The organism is Luteimonas changyuni, assembly GCF_039548395.1.
Classification (GTDB): Bacteria; Pseudomonadota; Gammaproteobacteria; order Xanthomonadales; family Xanthomonadaceae; genus Luteimonas.
The window spans coordinates 95367-116018 of the sequence record NZ_JBCLUZ010000003.1 but is presented as its reverse complement, the minus strand read 5'-3'; the positions used below and the strand labels follow the sequence as shown (position 1 = coordinate 116018).

The 20652-nt window shown below is 69.3% G+C and carries 15 protein-coding genes; 14 read left to right on the top strand and 1 reads right to left on the bottom strand.

The window, feature by feature from the left end:
* Positions 1–119 precede the first annotated feature (119 nt).
* Genes WCD84_RS02205 through murD form a run of 3 tightly spaced genes read left to right on the top strand, consistent with a single transcriptional unit; the run spans position 120 to position 5546 of the window.
* Positions 120–2753 (top strand): bifunctional aspartate kinase/diaminopimelate decarboxylase, encoded by a 2634-nt coding sequence (locus WCD84_RS02205; protein WP_449280051.1) that lies wholly within the window; start codon positions 120–122, stop codon positions 2751–2753.
* Positions 2750–4126, top strand: coding sequence for a UDP-N-acetyl-alpha-D-muramoyl-L-alanyl-L-glutamate epimerase (gene murL / locus WCD84_RS02200; RefSeq protein ID WP_343280269.1), 1377 nt, complete (start codon positions 2750–2752; stop codon positions 4124–4126). Before WCD84_RS02205 ends, murL begins: the two co-directional genes overlap by 4 nt.
* On the top strand, positions 4107–5546 hold the full coding sequence (murD, locus tag WCD84_RS02195; RefSeq protein WP_343280268.1) for a UDP-N-acetylmuramoyl-L-alanine--D-glutamate ligase: 1440 nt from the start codon (positions 4107–4109) through the stop codon (positions 5544–5546). Before murL ends, murD begins: the two co-directional genes overlap by 20 nt.
* 170 nt (positions 5547–5716) lie before the next feature.
* Here the strand turns inward: murD and WCD84_RS02190 are convergent, their stop codons facing one another.
* Positions 5717–6724: a polyprenyl synthetase family protein gene (locus WCD84_RS02190; protein ID WP_343280267.1), complete on the bottom strand. Its 1008-nt coding sequence runs from the start codon at positions 6722–6724 to the stop codon at positions 5717–5719.
* A 169-nt stretch (positions 6725–6893) separates the two neighbouring features.
* Between WCD84_RS02190 and ssb the strand changes: the two genes are divergently transcribed.
* From ssb to WCD84_RS02135, 11 genes are all read left to right on the top strand, one after another.
* Positions 6894–7451 carry a single-stranded DNA-binding protein gene (ssb, locus tag WCD84_RS02185; protein WP_343280266.1) on the top strand — a complete coding sequence of 186 codons (558 nt, stop codon included), beginning with the start codon at positions 6894–6896 and terminating at the stop codon, positions 7449–7451.
* Positions 7452–7641: 190 nt separating this feature from the next.
* Entirely contained in the window at positions 7642–8697 is a 1056-nt protein-coding gene (gene rfbB, locus WCD84_RS02180; protein ID WP_343280265.1) for a dTDP-glucose 4,6-dehydratase, read from the top strand.
* On the top strand, positions 8694–9581 hold the full coding sequence (rfbA, locus tag WCD84_RS02175; protein ID WP_343253816.1) for a glucose-1-phosphate thymidylyltransferase RfbA: 888 nt from the start codon (positions 8694–8696) through the stop codon (positions 9579–9581). The genes rfbB and rfbA overlap by 4 nt, the downstream gene beginning before the upstream one ends.
* Positions 9578–10135 carry a dTDP-4-dehydrorhamnose 3,5-epimerase gene (gene rfbC / locus WCD84_RS02170; protein WP_343253815.1) on the top strand — a complete coding sequence of 186 codons (558 nt, stop codon included), beginning with the start codon at positions 9578–9580 and terminating at the stop codon, positions 10133–10135. The genes rfbA and rfbC overlap by 4 nt, the downstream gene beginning before the upstream one ends.
* Positions 10132–11031, top strand: coding sequence for a dTDP-4-dehydrorhamnose reductase (gene rfbD, locus WCD84_RS02165; RefSeq protein ID WP_343280264.1), 900 nt, complete (start codon positions 10132–10134; stop codon positions 11029–11031). Before rfbC ends, rfbD begins: the two co-directional genes overlap by 4 nt.
* A gap of 111 nt (positions 11032–11142) precedes the next feature.
* Positions 11143–13095, top strand: a complete 1953-nt coding sequence (locus WCD84_RS02160) for an alpha/beta hydrolase family protein (protein ID WP_449280050.1) — start codon at positions 11143–11145, stop codon at positions 13093–13095.
* Positions 13096–13227: 132 nt separating this feature from the next.
* Positions 13228–15306 (top strand): dipeptidyl-peptidase 5, encoded by a 2079-nt coding sequence (locus WCD84_RS02155; protein ID WP_343280262.1) that lies wholly within the window; start codon positions 13228–13230, stop codon positions 15304–15306.
* A 158-nt stretch (positions 15307–15464) separates the two neighbouring features.
* Positions 15465–16736: a DUF819 family protein gene (locus WCD84_RS02150; protein ID WP_343280297.1), complete on the top strand. Its 1272-nt coding sequence runs from the start codon at positions 15465–15467 to the stop codon at positions 16734–16736.
* A complete protein-coding gene (locus WCD84_RS02145; RefSeq protein WP_343280261.1) occupies positions 16733–17959 on the top strand; it encodes a glycosyltransferase family 2 protein in 1227 nt (408 codons plus the stop codon). Before WCD84_RS02150 ends, WCD84_RS02145 begins: the two co-directional genes overlap by 4 nt.
* A gap of 2 nt (positions 17960–17961) precedes the next feature.
* A complete protein-coding gene (locus tag WCD84_RS02140) occupies positions 17962–18690 on the top strand; it encodes a class I SAM-dependent methyltransferase (protein WP_343277863.1) in 729 nt (242 codons plus the stop codon).
* Complete coding sequence (locus WCD84_RS02135) at positions 18680–20629, top strand: hypothetical protein (protein ID WP_343280260.1); 1950 nt, start codon at positions 18680–18682, stop codon at positions 20627–20629. The genes WCD84_RS02140 and WCD84_RS02135 overlap by 11 nt, the downstream gene beginning before the upstream one ends.
* The last annotated feature ends 23 nt before the right edge of the window (positions 20630–20652 follow it).

Below are 20652 nucleotides of genomic sequence, written 5' to 3'. Positions count from 1 at the left end.
GCGCCGGGATGGCCTGCGGCCGTCGCCAGGGGCTCGCCAGGCGTCCGGTGGGCGCCGGCCGGGCAGCGCCGGGACCATGCACGCGGCTAGAATTGCAGGCTGTGCCCACGCCCGACGCCATGATCACCATTCCCGAATCCGCCCGCTGGATCGTGCTCAAGTTCGGCGGCACTTCGGTGTCGCAGCGCGAGCGCTGGGACACCATCGGACGCCTTGCCGCGTCGCGCGCCGCAGGCGGCCGCCGCGTGCTGGTGGTGGTTTCGGCGCTGTCCGGGGTCACCAACGAGCTCACGGCGATCGCGGACGGCGCGGCCGACGCCCGTGTTCGGCTGGACGACCTGGTGGAGCGGCACCGTGCCTTCGCGGTGGCGCTGGGGCTTGACCCGGACGCGGCGGTCGGGGCGCGGCTGGATGCCCTGCGCACCCTGGTGGCCGAGCCGCGCGCCGCCAGTCGCCCGCTGGCATGGCAGGCCGAACTGCTGGCCCAGGGCGAACTGCTGTCATCCACGCTGGGCGCGGCCTACCTGCGTGCCCAGGGCCTGGACTTCGGCTGGTGCGATGCGCGCGACTGGCTGCAGGCGGAGTCGCTGCCCAACCAGAACGACTGGGCGCGCCGGCTGTCGGTGTCATGCCGCCGCGAGGTCGGGGGCACCTGGCGCCCGCGCTTCGACGCGCAGCCCAACGCAATGGTGCTCACCCAGGGCTTCATCGCCCGCCACGAGGACGGCGGCACCGCCACCCTGGGCCGCGGCGGCTCCGACACCTCGGCGGGCTGTTTCGGCGCGCTGCTCGGTGCCGAGCGCGTCGAGATCTGGACCGACGTGCCGGGGATGTTCAGCGCCAACCCGCGCGAGGTGCCCGACGCGCGCCTGCTGGCGCGGCTGGACTACGCCGAGGCCCAGGAAATCTGCACCACCGGCGCCAAGGTGCTGCATCCGCGGGCCATCAAGCCCTGCCGCGACGCCGGCGTGCCGATGGCGATCCTGGACACCGCGCGCCCGGAACTCCCGGGCACGCGCATCGACGGCGGCGCCGACACCGTGCCCGGCGTCAAGGCCATCAGCCGCCGCGACGGCGTGGTCCTGGTGTCGATGGAAACCATCGGCATGTGGCAGCAGGTGGGCTTCCTCGCCGACATCTTCGAATGCTTCCGCCGCCACGGCCTGTCGGTGGACCTGATCGGCTCGTCGGAAACCAACGTCACCGTGTCGCTCGACCCCAGCGAGAACCTGGTCAGCACCGACGTGCTCGAGCGCCTGTCCGCGGACCTTGCCCGCAGCTGCCGGCTGAAGGTGATCGCGCCCTGCGCGTCGATCACCCTGGTCGGGCGCGGCATGCGCTCGCTGCTGCACAAACTGTCCGATGTCTGGGCCACCTTCGGCCGCGAACGCGTGCACCTGATTTCGCAGTCGTCCAACGATCTCAACCTGACCTTCGTCATCGACGAAGCCGACGCAGAGGGACTCATGCAGGAACTCCACGAAGAACTCATCGCCAGCGGTGCGATGCCCGTGCGCGAAGCCGAGGTCTTCGGCCCGCGCTGGCGCGAGATCCAGGGCGGCCTGCGCCGGCGCCCGGCGCCGTGGTGGCATGCGCGCCGCGACGCGCTGCTTGCGCTGGCCGCCGAAGGCACGCCGCGCTACGCCTACGACCTTGCCATGGTGCGCGCCCGTGCCCGCCAGCTGGCGGCGGTGGCCGCGGTCGACCGCCGCTTCTATGCGATCAAGGCCAATCCGCACCCGGCCATCCTGCGGCTGCTGGTGGAGGAAAGCTTCGGCCTGGAATGCGTGTCCGCCGGCGAGATCGCGCACGTGTTCTCGGTGCTGCCCGAGCTCGATCCGGCGCGGGTGCTGTTCACGCCGAGCTTCGCGCCGATGGACGAATACGCGCTGGCGTTCGAGCGCGGCGCCACGGTGACCCTCGACAACGTCGAGGCGCTGGAGGGCCGGCCCGACGTGTTCCGCGGGCGCGCGCTGTGGCTGCGCGTCGACCTGGGCCGCGGCGAAGGCCACCACGAGAAAGTACGCACCGGCGGGCTGGCATCGAAGTTCGGGCTGCAGGTCGACCGGATCGCGGACTTCGTCGCCGCCGCGCGCCGCATCGACGTGCGCATCACCGGCCTGCATGCGCACCTGGGCAGCGGCGTCGACACGCCCGACCACTGGCGCGAGGTCTGCGACGCGCTGGGCGGGATCGCCGAGCGCATCGGCAGCATCGACACCATCGACATCGGCGGCGGCCTGCCGATCCCCTACCGCGAGGACGATGAACCCTTCGACCTCGAGGCCTGGGCCGCGGGGCTGGCAGAGGTGAAGGCGGCCTATCCGGGCTATCGCCTGGCGATCGAGCCGGGTCGCTTCCTGGTCGCCGAATCCGGCGTGCTGCTGCTGACCGCCACCCAGGTGGTGGAGAAGGGCGGCGTGCGCCGCGTGGGCGCCGACGCCGGCATGAACGTGCTGATGCGGCCGGCGCTGTACGAGGCCTGGCACGACATCCACAACCTGTCGCGGCCGGAGGGCGGGGACATCCTGGCGTTCGACGTCGTCGGCCCGATCTGCGAATCCGGCGACGTGCTCGGCCACCAGCGGCCGCTGCCGTGCAGTACCGCGCCGGGCGACGTGCTGCTGGTCGCCGACGCCGGCGCCTACGGCATGGCCATGGCCAATACCTACAACCTGCGCGCGCTGCCGGGTGAAAGCGTGCTCCAGGAAGGCGTGCTCCTGGAAAGCGTGCGCACGGAGAGCAGGGAATGAACATCGTGTTCGATCGCACGGCGGTGGCATGTTTCCGCTTCGTCGACTGCAGCTTCGATCCCGGCACCGGCGTCGCGCGGCTTGTGTACGCGTTCGACAGCGGGCCGGAGCTGGTGGAGACGGTGGTCGTGCCCGGCGCGCCGTTCAGGCTCGACGGCGCGCGCATGGAAGCCGTCACGCAGGCGCTCCGCCTGCTGCACCTGGTCGCCGGCGTCAGCTATTACAAGGCGGCGGTGCCGGAGGACATCCGCATCGATGGATATGCCATCGATCACGACACCGCGATGCTGCTGGAAGAGATCTACCTGCAGGGCCTCGGCGAGTTCGCGTACCGCAATGGGCTCGACCTCCATGGCCGGATCCGCTTCCCGCGGCGGGCGGACGATGTGCGAAGCGCCGATGGCGCAGCGGGTGCGCCGGCGCTGGGACTCCGCCGCCACGCGCTGGTTGCCATTGGCGGGGGCAAGGATTCGCTCGTGTCCATCGAAGCGCTGCGTGCCGCGGGCATCGACCAGACGGTGTCCTGGATCGGCGGCTCGCAGCTGATCCGCGCCTGCGCCGAACGCACCGGCCTGCCGACGCTCAACATCCAGCGTCAGCTTGCGGCGGAACTGTTCGAGTACAACCGCCAGGGCGCGTACAACGGCCACATCCCGGTCACCGCCATCAACTCGGCGATCCTGGCCCTGGCCGCGGTGGTGCTGGGCGTCGACCAGGTGGTGTTCTCCAACGAGCGCTCGGCAAGCTACGGCAGCCTGATCGAGGGCACCGGCGAGGTGAACCACCAGTGGTCGAAGGGCTGGGCCTTCGAGCAGGCCTTTGCCGGCTACCTCAAGCGGCACGTCGCGGCCGACCTCGGCTACTACTCGCTGCTGCGGCCGCTGTCGGAGCTGGCGGTGGCGCGCCAGTTCGCGCGCAGCGATCGCTACGACGCCTGGTTCTCCAGCTGCAACCGCAACTTCCACCTGCTTGGCGAGCGCCCCACCAGCCGCTGGTGCGGGGCCTGCCCGAAGTGCCATTTCGTGTTCCTGGCGCTGGCGCCGTTCATGCCCAAGCCGCGCCTGGTCGGCATCCTCGGTCGCAACCTGCTTGATGATCCCGCGCAGATTCCCGGCTACGACGCGCTGATGGAATACCACGACCACAAGCCCTTCGAATGCGTGGGCGAGGCGCGTGAGTCGCGCGCGGCGATGGCGGCGCTGGCGGCGCGCCCGGAGTGGCGCGAGGACGCGGTGGTGCAGCGCTTCGGCCGCGAGATCCTGCCGCAGATCGACGCCGGTGGGCTGGAGATCGCGCCGCTGCTGGTGGCCGATCCGGAGCACGGCATTCCCGACGCGGTCTGGAGCCGGCTGCATGCGTATTTCGCAGCTTGAGGGCCGCCGGGTCGCGCTGTGGGGCTGGGGACGCGAGGGTCGCGCCGCCTGGCATGCGCTGCGGGCCAGGCTTCCCACGCAGGCGCTGACCTTGTTCTGCGCCGCTGAAGAAGCCGCGTCGGCAGGTGCGCTCGGCGACGGGCTGCTGACGGTCGAAACCGATGCCAGCGCTGGCCGCCTCTCCGCCTTCGACGTGGTGGTGAAGTCGCCGGGCATCAGTCCCTACCGGCCCGAGGCCCTCCTGGCCGCGCATGCGGGGACCGCGTTCATCGGCGGTACCGCGCTGTGGTTCGGCGAGCGGGCGGACGCTGATGGCATCGCGCGCGGCGTCGCCTGTGTCACCGGCACCAAGGGCAAGAGCACCACCACCGCGCTGCTGGCCCACTTGCTGCGCGCGGGCGGCGTGCGCACGGCGCTGGCCGGCAATATCGGCCTGCCGCTGCTGGAACTGCTGGACGGGCGCGCCGAGGCCTGGGCGGTCGAACTGTCCAGCTACCAGACCGGCGACGTGGCCGCGGGCGGCGTGCGCCCGGACGTGGCCGTGGTCACCAATATCTTCCCCGAGCACCTGGACTGGCACGGTAGCGAAGACCGCTACATCGAGGACAAGCTGGCGCTGGTGACGCGGGCGAGGCCGAGGATTGCCGTGCTCAACGCCGCCGATCCGCGGCTGGCGGCGCTGGGCGCCCGGCTGGATCCCGCCACCGAAGTGCGCTGGTACGGGCGCGGTGACGGCTGGCACCTGCGCGGCGACGTGCTGCATCGTGGCGGCGAGGCCCTGTTCGACACCCGCGACGTGCCGCTGCCCGGCCGCCATAACCGCGGCAACCTGTGCGCGGCGCTCGCGGCGATCGAGGCGCTGGGGCACGACGCCGTGGCGCTGGCGCCGGCGGCGCGCGGCTTCCGTCCGCTCCCGCACCGGCTGCAGGTGCTGGGTACGCGCGATGCCGCCACCTGGGTCAACGACTCGATCAGCACCACGCCGCACGCCACCCTGGCCGCACTCGATGTGTACCGGGACCGACGCGTGGCGCTGCTGGTCGGCGGGCATGACCGCGGCCTGGACTGGTCGGACTTCGCGTCACGCATGCGCACGCAGGCGCCGGCGGTGATCGTCACCACGGGGCAGAACGGCCCACGCATCCACGCGCTGCTGGCGCAGGTGGCGGGCGATGGCGGCTTCGACCTGCGCCAGGCGTCCGACCTGCCCGGCGCGCTCGCCGGTGCCCGGGACGCGCTGGCTGCCAGCCCGCGGCCGGCCGCGGACGACGTCATCCTGCTGTCGCCGGGCGCGCCGAGCTTCGGTCCCTACCGCGACTACGTGGAGCGTGGCCGGGATTTCGCGCGGCTTGGAGGCTTCGATCCGGATGCGATCTCGGCGATCCCGGGGCTGGGCATCGCCTCGTCGAATCCTGGCTGAAAGCGTTGTGGGAGCGGCCATGGCCGCGATGGTGGAACAGCTCGCGGTGGACGTGACATGGTCGTGACGCGGGACAGATCGATCGCGGCTATAGCCGCTCCCACAGGACTTGCTCCCACGGGACTCGTTGCCACCCGGGTCCTGGGCGTTAGGCGCCCGGGTCCAGGGCGTCAGGCGCCCCGGTCCACGGCGTGGCGGACCAGGCCGCGCAGGGCGGCTGCGGCGCGGTTGTCATCAAGCCCGTCGAGTGCGGCTTCGGCCAGGGCGGCGTATTCCCGCGCGCGGCCGATGCTGTATTCCAGGCCGCCGCTGGCGCGGATCGCGCCGATCGCCTCGTCCAGCGCGTCCACGTCGCCTTCCTCGACGATGGTTCGCAGGCGCGCGCGAAGGTCGTCACCGGCGTGCGCCATGGCGTGGATCAGCGGCAGCGTCATCTTGCCCTCGGCGAGGTCGTCGCCCAGGTGCTTGCCCAGGGCAGCCTCGTCGGCGCTGTAGTCGAGCACGTCGTCGGCGATCTGGAAGGCGATGCCGAGGTTGAGGCCGAAATCGTGCAGGCGCTGCTGCACCTCGTCGTCCGCGCCGGCCAGCAGCGCGCCCAGGCGGGTCGCCGCGGCGAACAGGATCGCGGTCTTGCGCTCGATCACGCGCAGGTAGGCGGCCTCGTCCACGTCCGGGTTGCGTACGTGCAGCAGCTGCAGCACCTCGCCCTCGGCGATGCGGTTGGTGGTGTCGGCCAGGATCTCCTGCACCCGCATCGAGCCCAGCTCGACCATCAGCTGGAAGCTGCGCGAATACAGGAAGTCGCCGACCAGCACGCTGGCCGCGTTGCCGAACACCGCGTTGGCGGTGCTGCGGCCGCGGCGCAGGTCGGATTCGTCGACCACGTCGTCGTGCAGCAGCGTCGAGGTATGGATGAACTCGACCACCGCCGCCAGCTGGTGCGCGTCGGCTCCCTGGTGGCCCAACGCCCGCGCCGCGAGCAGCAGCAGCATCGGACGCAGGCGCTTGCCGCCGCCGGCGACGATGTGCTCGGCCACCTGGTTGACCAGGACCACGTCCGAAGCCAGGCGGCGGCGGATCAGGGCGTCGACCGCGGCCATGTCGGGCGCGGCGAAGGCCTGGGTTTCCGGCAGGGGCAGGGCGTGGCGTGGCGGGGCGGCCGGGGCGGTCTGATCCATGTCGTACGCGGTTCTGGGGGCCGTCATTATAGGGTCCGACGCCGGCCTACGGGCCGCGCGGGATTCGCCCGACGGCGGGCCGGGCATCGGGCGGATGGCCGCGGGGTGGCGGTTATACTCATCCTTTTCCTCTGCCAATCCCGGCGGAGAGCGCAAGGAACCCAAGTCCATGGCCCGCGGAATCAACAAGGTCATCCTCGTCGGCAACCTCGGCAACGATCCCGACGTGAAGTACACCCAGAGCGGCACCACCATCACCACGATCAGCGTGGCCACCACCGATGCCTGGAAGGACAAGCAGTCCGGCCAGCAGCAGGAGCGCACCGAGTGGCACCGGGTGAAGTTCTTCGGGCGCCTGGCGGAAATCGCCGGTGAATACCTGAAGAAGGGGCGCCAGGTCTACATCGAAGGGTCGCTGCGCACCGACAAGTACACCGGCAAGGACGGCGTAGAGCGCTACAGCACCGACATCATCGCCGACGAGATGCAGATGCTCGGCGGCGGTGGCGAGGGTGGCCAGCGCGGCGGTGGCGGCGGCGACTACCAGCGCGGTGGCGGTGGCGAAGGTGGCGGCCAGCGCGGCGGCGGCGGCGGGGATTACCAGCGTGGCGGTGGCAGCGGCGGCGGTGGGGACCAGCAGCGTGGCCGTGACGCACAGGGCGGCCCGAAGCAGCCGGCGCAGCCCTTCGACGACGGCGGTTTTTCGGACGACGACATCCCGTTCTAAGCCAGAAAACGTGGAGGAAACCCCGCTTTGGCGGGGCCGGTGGCGCAGGCCGCTCCAGGCAGGCCGGTGCAAGGCGTGGGCGCGGATTTGGTCGGGCAGGGCCTGCCCGCTATCCTAGGCGGATCAAGCCATCGTCCGCGGCCGCAGGAGCAGGCCGGGGTGGCTGGAGTTCCCGGAGGATTTCCCCACCATGGCCACTTGGCTAGTCACCGGCGGTGCCGGTTTCATCGGCGGCAATTTCGTGCTCGAGGCGGTCGCCGCGGGCGTCCGCGTCGTCAACCTCGACGTGCTCACCTACGCCGGCAACCTGGACACGCTGTCCTCGCTTGAAGGCAACCCCGACCACGTCTTCGTGCACGGCGACATCGGCGACGGCGACCTGGTCGCCCGGCTGCTGGCCGAACACCGGCCGGACGCGGTCATCAACTTCGCCGCGGAGAGCCACGTCGACCGTTCGATCGACGGCCCGGCGGCCTTCGTGCAGACGAACGTGGTGGGCACGCTGGCGCTGCTCGAGGCCGTGCGCGACTACTGGAAGGCGCTGGACGGCGAAGCCAAGCACGCGTTCCGCTTCCTGCACGTCTCCACCGACGAGGTCTACGGCACCCTGGGCGAGACCGGCCTGTTCACCGAGACCACGCCCTACGCGCCCAATTCGCCGTACTCGGCGTCGAAGGCGGCCTCGGACCATCTGGTGCGCGCCTTCCACCACACCTACGGGCTGCCGGTGCTGACCACCAACTGCTCGAACAACTACGGTCCCTACCACTTCCCCGAGAAGCTGGTTCCGCTGGTGATCGCCAAGGCCCTGGCCGGCGAGCCGCTGCCGGTCTATGGCGACGGCAAACAGGTGCGTGACTGGCTGTTCGTGACCGATCACTGCGAGGCGATCCGCACCGTGCTGGCCAAGGGTCGCGTGGGCGAGACCTACAACGTCGGCGGCAACGCCGAGATGCAGAACATCGAGGTGGTGAAGACCATCTGCGCGCTGCTCGACCAGCGCCGCCCGCGCGAGGACGGGCAGCCACGCGAGTCGCAGATCGCGTTCGTGGCCGACCGCCCGGGGCATGATCGCCGCTATGCGATTGACGCCTCGAAGCTGCGCGACGAGCTCGGCTGGGAGCCGAAATACAGCTTCGAGCGCGGCATCGCCGAAACCGTCGACTGGTACCTGGCCAACCAGCCCTGGGTGCAGCGCGTGCTCGACGGCAGCTACCGCCTGGAACGCATCGGGGCCGAAGCATGACCGCGCGCCGCGGCATCATCCTGGCCGGCGGCTCCGGCACCCGGCTGTATCCGATCACCCGCGCCATCAGCAAGCAGCTCTTGCCGGTGTACGACAAGCCGATGATCTACTACCCGCTGAGCGCGCTGATGCTGGCCGGGATCCGCGAGGTGCTGATCATCAACACCCCGCACGAGCAGGCGCTGTTCCAGCAGCTCCTGGGCGACGGCTCGCAGTGGGGCATGGACATCCGCTACGCGGTGCAGCCGAGCCCGGACGGGCTGGCACAGGCCTATCTGATCGGACGCGAGTTCGTCGACGGCAAGCCGAGCTGCCTGGTGCTGGGCGACAACATCTTCCACGGCCACGGATTCACCGAGATCCTCAAGCGCGCCGACGCGCGCCAGGACGGCGCGACGGTGTTCGGCTACTGGGTCAGCGATCCGGAGCGCTACGGCGTGGCCGACTTCGACGCCGACGGCAAGGTCGTGGGGCTGGAAGAAAAGCCCGCGAACCCGCGCTCGAACTACGCCGTCACCGGCCTGTACTTCTACGATGGCCGCGCCAGCGATTTCGCGGCCTCGCTCAAGCCTTCGCCGCGCGGCGAGCTCGAGATCACCGACCTCAACCGCTGCTATCTCGAGGAGGGCAGCCTGCACCTGGAGCAGCTGGGCCGCGGCTATGCCTGGCTCGATACCGGCACCCACCAGTCGCTGATCGAGGCTTCGAATTTCATCGAGACGGTCGAGGCCCGCCAGGGCCTGCGCGTGTGCTGTCCCGAGGAGATCGCCTGGTCCAACGGCTGGATCGGCGACGAAGACCTCGAGCGCCTGGCTGCGCCGCTGTCCAAGAACGGCTATGGCCAGTACCTGCTGTCGCTGGCCAAGCGCGGAGTCGTGCGATGAAAGTCGTGGAGACCGGCCTGCCGGGCTGCGTGGTGATCGAGCCGCAGGTGTTCGGCGACGACCGCGGCTTCTTCTACGAGTCCTTCAACGCCGACAAGCTGGCGCAGCACGGACTCACGCCGACGTTCGTCCAGGGCAACGTGTCCGCGTCCTCGCGCGGCGTGCTGCGCGGGCTGCACTACCAGTGGCCGAAGCCGCAGGGCAAGTATGTGTCGGTGACCGAAGGCGAGGTCTGGGACGTGGCCGTCGACATCCGCCGCGGCTCGCCGACCTTCGGCAAGTGGACCGCCGTGGTCCTGAGTGCGGAGAACAAGCGCCATTTCTGGATCCCGGAAGGCTTCGCGCACGGCTTCGTGACCCTCAGCGAGCGCGCCGTGTTCACCTACCTCTGCACGGAAACCTACGATCGCGAAGCCGATGCCGGCCTCCGCTGGAATGACGCCACGCTGGCCGTCGACTGGCCGGTGGCCGCGCCTTCGCTGTCGGACAAGGACGCGCGCGCGCCGTTCCTGGCCGACGTGCCCGAGGACCGGCTGCCGGTCTACGCGCCTTGAGGCTGCTGCTGCTCGGCGCCAACGGCCAGGTCGGCCATGCGCTGCGCCGCGCGCTTGCACCCCTGGGCGAGGTGGTCTGCACCACCCGCAGCGGCACGCTGCCCGACGGGGGCGTTTGCGAACGCGCCGATTTCGACCAGCCGGGCACGCTGCCCGGCCTGGTCGAGCGGATCGCCCCGGACGTTGTGGTCAACGCCGCCGCCTACACTGCCGTCGATCGCGCTGAGACCGAGCGCGAATCCGCCTTCCGCGCCAACGCCGAGGCGCCCGGCGCCCTGGCCGAAGCCTGTGCCCGCCGTGACGCGCTGCTGGTCCATTATTCGACCGACTACGTGTTCGACGGAAGCGGCAGCCGCCCTTGGCGCGAGGACGACCCGACCGCGCCCTTGGGCGTCTATGGCGCCAGCAAGCTCGCCGGGGAGCAGGCGGTGCGCGGCAGTGGTGCGCGCCACATGGTCTTCCGCACCGCCTGGGTCTACGACGCCCACGGGCACAATTTCATGCGCACGATGCTGCGCCTTGCGGGTGAGCGCGACGAACTGCGCGTGGTCGACGACCAGCATGGAACGCCGACGTCGGCCAGCCTGATCGCGTCGGTGACGGCATCGGTACTGGCTTCGACGCAAGGCCCGTCCGGGCTCTGGCACCTCACGGCTTCGGGCGGTACCAGCTGGCACGGCTTTGCCAGCGCCATCATCGACGGCGCCCATGCCCGCGGCCTGCTCGCCGGGCGCCCGCGGATCGTGCCGGTGCCGACCAGCGAATACCCGACCCCGGCGCGCCGCCCGGCCTGTTCGAGGCTCGACACCGGCGCGCTGCGAGCGCAGTGGGGGATCGAACTGCCCGAGTGGAACCGCGACCTGGAGCGCGTGCTCGACGGCATGGTCGAGGACTGACGCGGGTACCGTCGGGGCTGCCGGCGCTCCATAATGGGGCCGCCAGCGAGGGGCTGGTTCTATTTTTCGGGGAAACAGATGAAGCGAGGGAATGGGTTCGCACTGGCTGCGATGCTGGCCATGGCGTCCGTGCCGGCGATGGCGTCCGTGCCGGCGATGGCGGCGACCGGCATCGACCTGGACGCATACGTCAAGAAAGATGCCTTCGTCGACATCAAGCTCTCGCCCACCGGCGAGTACTACGCGGCAACGGTACCGCTGGAAGACCAGATGGGCCTGGTCATCATCAAGGCCGCGGACAACCAGATCTCGACCGCGCTGCGGCTCGGCAAGAACACGCATTTCGCCGGCTTCAGCTGGGTCACTCCCGAACGCGTGATGCTCAGCGTGGCGGAAAAAATGGGAACGATGGACGCGCCGCAGCTCACCGGTGAGCTGTATGCGCTCGACGCCGACGGCAGCGACAAGCAGCTGCTGATCGGCCAGCGCGTCGTCGGTTCCGGCTCCGGGACCCGCATCCAGACCCAGCGCGCCGATCGCGTCGCCGCTTTCCTGATCGATCCGCTGCTTGGCGACGCGCGCTATTCGCTGGTGTCGACCGAACGCTTCGCCACGGATCCCTACACGCGCGCCGAGCGCCTGGACATCTACACCGGCCGCCGCACGCTGGAGGCCACCGCGCCGATCCGCAATGCAAGCTTCACCACCGACAACACCGGCGCGGTGCGCTTCGCGCATGGCGCCGGCTACGACATCGTCAACAAGCTCTACCACCGTACCGGGGCAGGTGCCGACTGGGTGCTGGTGAACGACGAATCCGCCAGCGGGCACGCCGAGTGGCCGGTCGGGTTCTCCGCCGACAATGCGATCGCCTATCTCAACGTCGAACAGGCGGAAGGCCCCGACCGCATCGTTGCGTATGACGTGGCGACGGGCAAGCGGACCACGGTCCTTGCCGACGAGACCGGCGACCCGGTGGTCCTCCATGCCCCTGGAACGCGGGTGCCGGTGGGCGCCCTGTTCCTCGATGGCCGCCCGCGGACCGCGTTCTTCGATCCGGAGTCCGAACATGCACGCCTGTACCGCAGCCTCGAGGCCGCGTTCGAAGGCCATGCCGTGTACATCACGTCCAGCACGGCCGACGGGCGCAAGGTGCTGGTGCAGGTCTGGAGCGATCGCAATCCCGGCGATTTCTATGTCTACGACACGGTGGACAAGAAGGCCGCATACGTCGTTGCGCGCGCGCAGTGGTTCGATCCCGCGAAGATGGCCGAGCGCCGCCCGGTCAGCTTCGAGGCGCGCGACGGTCTGAAGCTGCAGGGCTTCGTCACGATTCCCGCCGGATCCGATGGCCGCGGCCTGCCGATGGTGGTGTTGCCGCACGGCGGGCCCTTCGGCATCTACGACAGCTGGGGCTTCGACACCGAGGCGCAGCTGCTTGCCGACGCCGGCTATGCGGTGCTGCAGGTGAACTTCCGCGGCTCCGGCAGCCAGGGCCGCGCCTTCGAGCACGCGGGCGCGCGCGAATGGGGCGGCGCGATGCAGGACGACATCACCGATGCCACCCGCTGGGCGGTGGCCCAGGGCATCGCCAACGCCAGCCGGATCTGCATCTACGGCAGCAGCTATGGCGGCTACGCGGCGCTGATGGGCGCGGTGAAGGAGCCCACCCTGTACCGCTGTGCGGCGGGCAACGTCGGTGTCTACGACCTGCCGACCATGCACACGCACGGCGACGTGCAGAAGCGCGGTTCGGGCGTGACCTACCTGAACGAGTGGATCGGCGATCGTGACGTGCTCGGCGCCGTGTCGCCCACGCGCATGGCCGATCGGATCAAGGTGCCGGTGTTCCTGGCGGCGGGCGGCAAGGATGAGCGCGCACCCATCGAACACAGCAAGCAGATGGAGCGCGCCCTGGTGAAGGCGGGCGTGCCGGTCGAAACGGCCTACTTCCCGACCGAAGGGCATGGTTACTACGACGACGCCAACCGGTACGAGTACTACAGCCAGCTGCTCGCCTTCCTGGGCAGGCACCTGGGCGGCAGGACTGCGACCGAACGATAGGGCCGGTGCCTTGGGCCGGGGTTGCGTGGCTGCTGTATCGCAACGGCGGGAAGCGGGACGCCTGACCTTCCGCCTTTGCGCCCGCCGCCGCCGGCCCCTACCATCGGGACTTTCCGTCCGGAGTCCCGATCCATGCCGCGCATCGCCCTGTTGAGCCTGTGCCTGTTCGCCGCGCTGCCCGCGGTCGCCGATGCCCGCGGCCTCGAGGCGCGCGACCTCGCCGCCATGGAGCGGGTGTCTTCGCCGACGCTGTCGCCGGACGGCAGGCACCTGGTGTTCGCGCAGCGCACGGTCGATCTCGAAGCCAACAGCGCGTCTTCCGCCCTGTACGCGCGCAACCTGGTGACCCGCGACCTCGCGTCGCCCAGGCGGCTCACGCCGCAGGGCTGGAGCGTCAATTCGCCTTCGTTCTCGCCCGATGGCGCCACGGTCTATTTCCTCAGTGCGAAGAACGGCTCGCAGCAGCTCTACGCGATCCCGCTGGCCGGCGGCGAGCCGCGCCAGCTGACCGCGTTCGAGGCCGATGTCGGCACCTACCACGTCTCGCCGGACGGCAGCCGCATCGCGTTCAGTGCCGATACCTTCGGCGACTGCGGCGCGGACTTTGCGTGCACGAAGGCGCGACTGGATCAACGCGAAGCCTCCAAGGCCAGCGGCGTGGTCTACGACCAGCTGTTCGTCCGCCACTGGGACACCTGGGCCGATGGCCGCCGCAACCGCCTCTTCGTCGCCACGCTGCCGGGTGCAAAGGACAAGCCGGCCGCCGCCGCCACCGCGGTCAGCGGCGCGCTTGACGGCGACGTGCCGGGCAAGCCGTTTGGCGGCGCCGGTGACTACGCATGGGCGCCGGACGGGGCCAGCATCGTGGCCAGCGTGAACGTGGCCGGCCGCGAAGAGGCCTGGTCGACCAACTACGACCTGTTCCGCCTGGACGCCGCGGGTTCCGCGGCGCCGGTCAACCTGACTGCAGACAACAAGGCCTGGGACGCCGGCCCGGTGTTCAGTGCCGACGGCCAGACCCTGTTCTATCGCGCCATGGCGCGCCCCGGCTTCGAGGCCGACCGCTATGCACTGATGGCGCTGGACCTCGCCAGCGGCGAGCGCCGGGAAATCGCGCCCGACTGGGACCGTTCGCCCAGCAGCATCACACCGTCGCCCGACGGCCGCGAGCTGTACGTGGCGGCGCAAGACACCGGCGAATACCCGCTGTTCACCGTCGACATCGCGAGCGGCGAGGCCACGCGCCTGGTCGATGGCGGCAGCGTGTCCTCGTTCGAAGTCGCCGGCGACAGCCTGGTCTTCAGCCGCAACGCCATCGACACCGGCGACGTCATCTACGCGGCCTCGCTTGATGGCCAGGGCCAGCGCGCGATCACCCCGACGGCGGCTGAGCGCCTGCCCGGCGTCGACTTCGGCGCCTTCGAGCAGTTCAGCTTCAAGGGCGCGGACGACGCCACCGTGCACGGCTACGTGGTCAAGCCCTGGAACTTCGAGGAGGGCCGCGAGTATCCGGTGGCCTTCCTGATCCACGGCGGCCCGCAGGGCAGCTTCGGCAACGGCTGGAGCTACCGCTGGAACCCGCAGACCTATGCCGGCCAGGGCTATGCCGTGGTGATGATCGACTTCCACGGCTCCACCGGCTACGGCCAGGACTTCACCGACGCCATCACCGGCAACTGGGGCGATGCGCCGCTGGTCGACCTGCAGAAGGGCTGGGCGGCCGCACAGGAAAAGTACGACTACCTTGATGGCGACCGCGCCTGCGCGCTCGGCGCCAGCTACGGCGGCTACATGATCAACTGGCTGGCCGGCAACTGGTTCGACCGCCAGGGCAACGCGCCGTTCAAGTGCCTGGTCAACCACGACGGCGTGTTCGACACCCGCTCGATGGGCTACGTGACCGAGGAGCTGTGGTTCACCGAGTGGGAGAACGGCGGCACGCCGTATGACAACCCTGAGGCCTACGAGAAGTTCAATCCGGTCAACCACGTGTCGAAGTGGAAGGTGCCGATGCTGGTGGTGCAGGGCGAGAAGGACTACCGCGTGCCGGTGGACCAGGGCCTGTCGGCGTTCACCGCGCTGCAGCGCAGGGGAATCGAGTCGAAGCTGCTGTACTTCCCCGACGAGAACCACTGGGTGCTCAAGCCGCAGAACAGCATCCTCTGGCATGACACCGTCAACGCCTGGCTGGAACAGCACATCGGCGAATAGGCGTTGCCGCGCGCGGCCGGCCCGATGCCGGCCGCGCGTAACGCTGCATACTTTTGATTCGCAGCCATGGCTGCTCCTACACGACCGACAGGAACCTGCCGATGGCACCTGCATCCACCGCGCCCGACGCCTCCGCCGAAGCCGCCGCCATCGACGCCATGGATCCGGCCGCTGCGGGCGATGCGATCGATGCCGTCGCCCCGCTGATCACCAACGACATCGTCGTGTTCGGCCTGATCGCCGCGTCGCTGGGGCTGATCTTCTGGCTGGCTTCCGGGCCGACGCCGTTCTGGAAGAAGTTCTTCGCCTGGGTGCCGGCACTGCTGCTGTGCTATTTCGTGCCTGCGATCTACAACACCGCCGGGCTGATCGATGGCGAAAGCAGCGCGCTCTACAACCCGGTTGCCAGCCGCGTATTGCTGCCGGCGGCCCTGGTGCTGCTGACGCTGTCCATCGACCTCAAGGGCGTACTCAAGCTCGGGCCGCGGCTGCTGTTCGTGTTCTGCGCAGGCACCCTGGGCATCGCCCTGGGCGCCTTCACCAGTTTCCAGCTGATGGAGTGGTTCTGGCCGGAGGCCGTGGCCGGCGACACCTGGAAGGGCATGGCCGCGCTGTCGGGCAGCTGGGTTGGCGGCGGCGCCAACATGGTGGCGATCCGCGAGATCTACGAGGTCGACGCGACCCTGTTCGGCCAGTTCGCGGTCGTCGACGTCGCCATCGCCAGCCTGTGGCTGGCCACCCTGCTGTTCCTGGCCAACCGCGCGCCGCAGATCGACGCCCGCACCGGCGCCGACACCCGCGCCATCGACGAGATGAAGGACCGCATTTCGGCCTACGAGGCAGCCAACGCCCGCATCCCCACGCTCACCGACCTGATGGTGATCGTGGGCGTGGCATTCGGTCTGGTCGGCCTGGCGCATTTCGTCGCCGACCCGGCCTCGGCCTGGTTCAAGGCCAACGCACCATGGTCCAGCCAGTTCAGCCTCGACGCGCCCTTCGTCTGGGTGATCGTGCTGTCCACGCTGGGCGGCCTGCTGCTCAGCTTCACGCCGATGCGTCGCCTGGAGAACGCCGGCGCATCGAAGCTGGGTACGGTGTTCCTCTACTTCCTGATCGCCTGCATCGGCATGCAGATGGACTTCTTCAAGCTCGCCGAGCGCATGGAGCTGGTCCTGATCGGCCTGATCTGGATGGCGGTTCACATCCTCGTGCTGTTCGCCGCGGCGAAGCTGGTGCGGGCACCGCTGTTCTATTTCGCGGTGGGTTCGCAGGGAAACATCGGCGCTGCCGCATCCGCGCCGGTGGTGGCCGCCGCCTTCCATCCGACGCTGGCGCCCGTGGGTGTTCTGCTGGGGACAGTGGGCTACGCCACCGGCACCGTGGTCGCCTACGGCATCGGGCAGGTCCTGCGGGTGATGGCCGGGGCATGAGCGACGCCCCGGGGCTGCACGCGCGCTGGAATGAGGCCGGCGATCCGCGCCCGTTGGAATTGACCATCCTCATGCCCTGCCTCAACGAAGCCGAGACGCTGGCGGAGTGCATTGGCATGGCGAAGTCCTTCCTCGCCGCATTCCGCGTGGACGGGGAGGTGCTGGTCGCGGACAACGGCAGCACCGACGGTTCTCTGGAGATCGCCGGGCGCGAAGGCGCTCGCGTGGTCGAAGTTGCGCAGCGTGGCTACGGTGCCGCGCTGCTGGCCGGCATTGGCGCCGCGCGTGGTCGCTATGTGGTGATGGGAGATGCCGACGCCTCCTACGACTTCGCGCGGCTTGATGCATTCGTCCAGGCCCTGCGCAACGGCAGCGACCTGGTGATGGGCAACCGTTTCAGCGGCGGCATCGCGCCGGGGGCGATGCCCTTCCTGCACCGCTACCTCGGCAACCCGGTGCTCAGCTTCCTGGGCCGGCTGTTCTACGGGATCGGGGCGCGTGACTTCCACTGCGGACTGAGGGGCTTCGACCGCGAGCGCATCATGGCACTGGGCCTGGTGGCACCGGGAATGGAGTTTGCGAGCGAAATGGTGGTCAAGGCGTCGCTCGCCAACTATCGCATCAGCGAGGTGCCTACAACCCTCAAGCCGGACGGGCGTACGCGCGCGCCCCACCTGCGGACCTGGCGCGACGGTTGGCGGCACCTGCGCTTCCTGCTGGTGCACAGCCCGCGCTGGCTGTTCCTGGTGCCTGGCATCGCGCTGGCCGCGGTGGGAGCGCTGGGAATGGTGGTGATCGCGATGCGCAGCGTCAGCATCGGCGGGGTCAACCTCGATATCCATACCCTGTCCTATGCCGGGGCTGCGGTCATCCTGGGCATGCAGATGGTGCTGTTCGCGATCCTTGCCAAGGCGGTCGGTGTCCGCAACGGTTGGCTTCCCGACGGAGGGTGCGGGAAAGGCCTGTTGCCGGTGCTGACGCTTGAGCGCTGTCTGGTTGTGGCGGTGCTGCTGTTCCTGGCCGGCGTGGCAATGTCGCTGTATGCGGTATACCTGTGGTCCGCGCACCAGTTTGGTCCCCTGGATCCGAGGGAGACGATGCGTTGGGTCCTTCCGTCGGTGACCCTGATGGCGGTGGGTGGGGAACTTGGGCTGGCGGCCTTTTTCCTCGAGGCACTGCGTCTTCCCGACGCGCCCCGGGACGCGGGGGATGAATCGCGTTGAGCGTGCACCGTGACGTCAATGCCCAGTACAACCGCACGCATCGCGGAAGCATCACCGACCGCGTGTCAACGCACATGCGCCGGAAGATGTACGCGCGCTTCATTGGCTGCGGCGTGCAGGCCGAAGACACCATCCTCGACGTTGGCGTGACCAGCGACCAGGACCAGCTGGCGTCGAACTACCTGGAGGCGTGGTACCCGCATGGCGAGAGGATCACCGCATGTGGCATCGACGACGCGTCGTTCCTTGAGCAGCTGTATCCAGGCCTGAAATTCGTGCGCGGTGACGGCAAGTACCTGCCCTTCCGGTCCGGCAGTTTCGACTGGGTCCACTCCAGCGCCGTGCTTGAGCACGTGGGTTCGTCGGTGGAACAGGCACGGTTCATCGCGGAGCTGCATCGGGTGTGCAGGCAAGGGGTCTTCGCCACCACGCCCAACCGCTGGTTCCCCGTGGAATTCCACACGGTGCTGCCGCTAGTGCACTGGCTGCCGAAGCGCTGGTTCCGGACCCTGCTGCGCGTATTGGGACACCGTGAACTCGCGCTTGAGGAACACCTGAACCTGATGAGCCGCAGCGACCTTGCGAAGGCCTGCACACACGCCGGGCTGCCGGACTGGCGGATCGACAGCGTGTCGCTTGGCGGCTGGCCCAGCAATCTGTTGCTGCTCGCACGCAAGCACGGCAGCGGCGACCAGGGTGCAAAAGGCGATGTGGCCACTCATGAACGGTGATGCGCCGGCCGCAAGGGCCCCCGCGGTCCTGCCGGGCCTGTTGGCGCTGATTTCCGCCGCACTGTTCGTCCTCGTGGTGTCCTGCCTGCCCGTCGAGATCCTCGCCGGTGCGGGACACGACGATGCATGGTTCTGGCACCGTGCAGAGTCGATCGTCAAAGGCCACTGGCTGGGGCCCTATGACGAGATGACCCTGATGAAGGGGGCCGGTTACCCGCTGTTCCTCGCCGCCGGGCATGCACTCGGGCTTTCAGTGATGACTGCCCAGGCGTTGCTGTATTCGGTTGCGTGCCTCTTGCTGGGTGCCGCCATCTACAGGATCAACGGCCGCCCGTGGTGGGTATTGCTGATGCTGCTTGCCTTGCAGTGGCATCCTGCCGCCTTGTCATGGAGCCGGGTCATCCGCGACAACATCGTGGCGGCGCAGGTGCTGTTGGCGCTGGCGGCGTTGCTGCATTGTCTGTGCGCAATCCGTGCCGGAAAGCATGGCCGGTGGTGGGCGGCCCTGTGTGGCTGGACCCTCGCCTGGCTCTGGTTGACCCGTGAGGACGGGGACTGGGTGTTGCCGGGCCTTCTGGTGCTCGTGCTCGGATTCGCGTGGCAGGTCCGGCAGGACCGGCCGCGGCGGCGTCAGCTGGCCATGGGCGCGCTGGCGGCATTGCTGGCGTTCGCGTCGCCGCTTGCGCTGGTGGCAATGGCCAACCAGGGGAAATACGGCGTATTCGTCACCAATGATTTCCGCGGCGGGGCCTTCGGCGACGCGATGGCGGCACTGCAGCGCGTTCGCGTCGGCGAGCCGGTCGCCTACGTGCCCGTGCCGGGCGCGGTGCGCGAGGCTGTTTATATCGCCAGCCCCGGCTTCGCCCGCCTGCGCTCCAAGCTGGAGGCCGATGGCCAATCCTGGAGACAGCCGGACTGTGGGGACCAGCAGCAGAACTGCGGTGATTACGGCGCTGGAGCTTGGCCATGGGCATTGAGGGCCGCGGTCGCGTCCATCGGCGCCTACGCAGACGCTCCTGCTGCCGAGGCGTTCTATCGCCAGCTTGCCGATGAGGTCGCGGGCGCCTGCGACGAAGGCCGCCTGGATTGCGTGCGTGGTGCGTTGGGGCTGATGCCCGCCATGACCGACGGGCAGTGGCGCAGCCTGCCATCCCACATGGGCAGGGCGGTATCGCTGCTGACGTGGCAGGGACGACGCGACGGTTGGGGCGGCGGGCACATGAAGGTGCCCGCCGTCAGCCCCATGTGGATGTTCGTCGGGCGCCCACGGGTGCTCGAGGATGAAAGGCTGTTGGGTGACCTGGTCGCGGGCTGGTACCACGGGCGGGACGGGGGGTGGATCCGGCTGGCATGCGACGATGAGCGTGGAGTCGCGCCAGTCGCGCGCATGCCCAGCCAGGATGTTGCGGCGCATTTCAATGACCCGATGGCCCAGGCGAGCCGCTTCGAGGTCGTGGTGCCGGCCATCGAAGGCTGCGCGCTCGAATCCATACAGGGCACGGACAGGGCGCGATTCTCAGAAATTGCGGACATGCGCCGTGATTTCGCGTTTGAATCCGGCCACCTGCACATCGACAAGCTTCGCACTGGTATCCCGCAGTCGGCGCAGGCGCATCCTGCGGCCAGGACGGTTCGCGCCTGGATCAGCCGCATCCACGCTTTTGCCTTGCCCTGGCTTGCCGGCGCAGGGCTGGTCGCATTCGCCTGGGTCACGGCCCGTGCTGTCAGGCGGCGTCGGTTGGAGCGTGGTTGGCTGCTTGCCGCTGCGGCGTGGACCCTGGTCGGCGCGCGGTTGCTGTTGCTTGTCCTGGTTGAAGCGTCCGCCTTTCCGGCCATCCGCATCCATTACATGCAGCCCGCGTTCCCGCTCCTGACGCTGGCTGCACTGGCATCGATGGGCCTGCTGTGGCAGGCCCGTGGCCGCAGGAATCGCCACTGAGACTCGAGGCGCGCCGGCCTCGC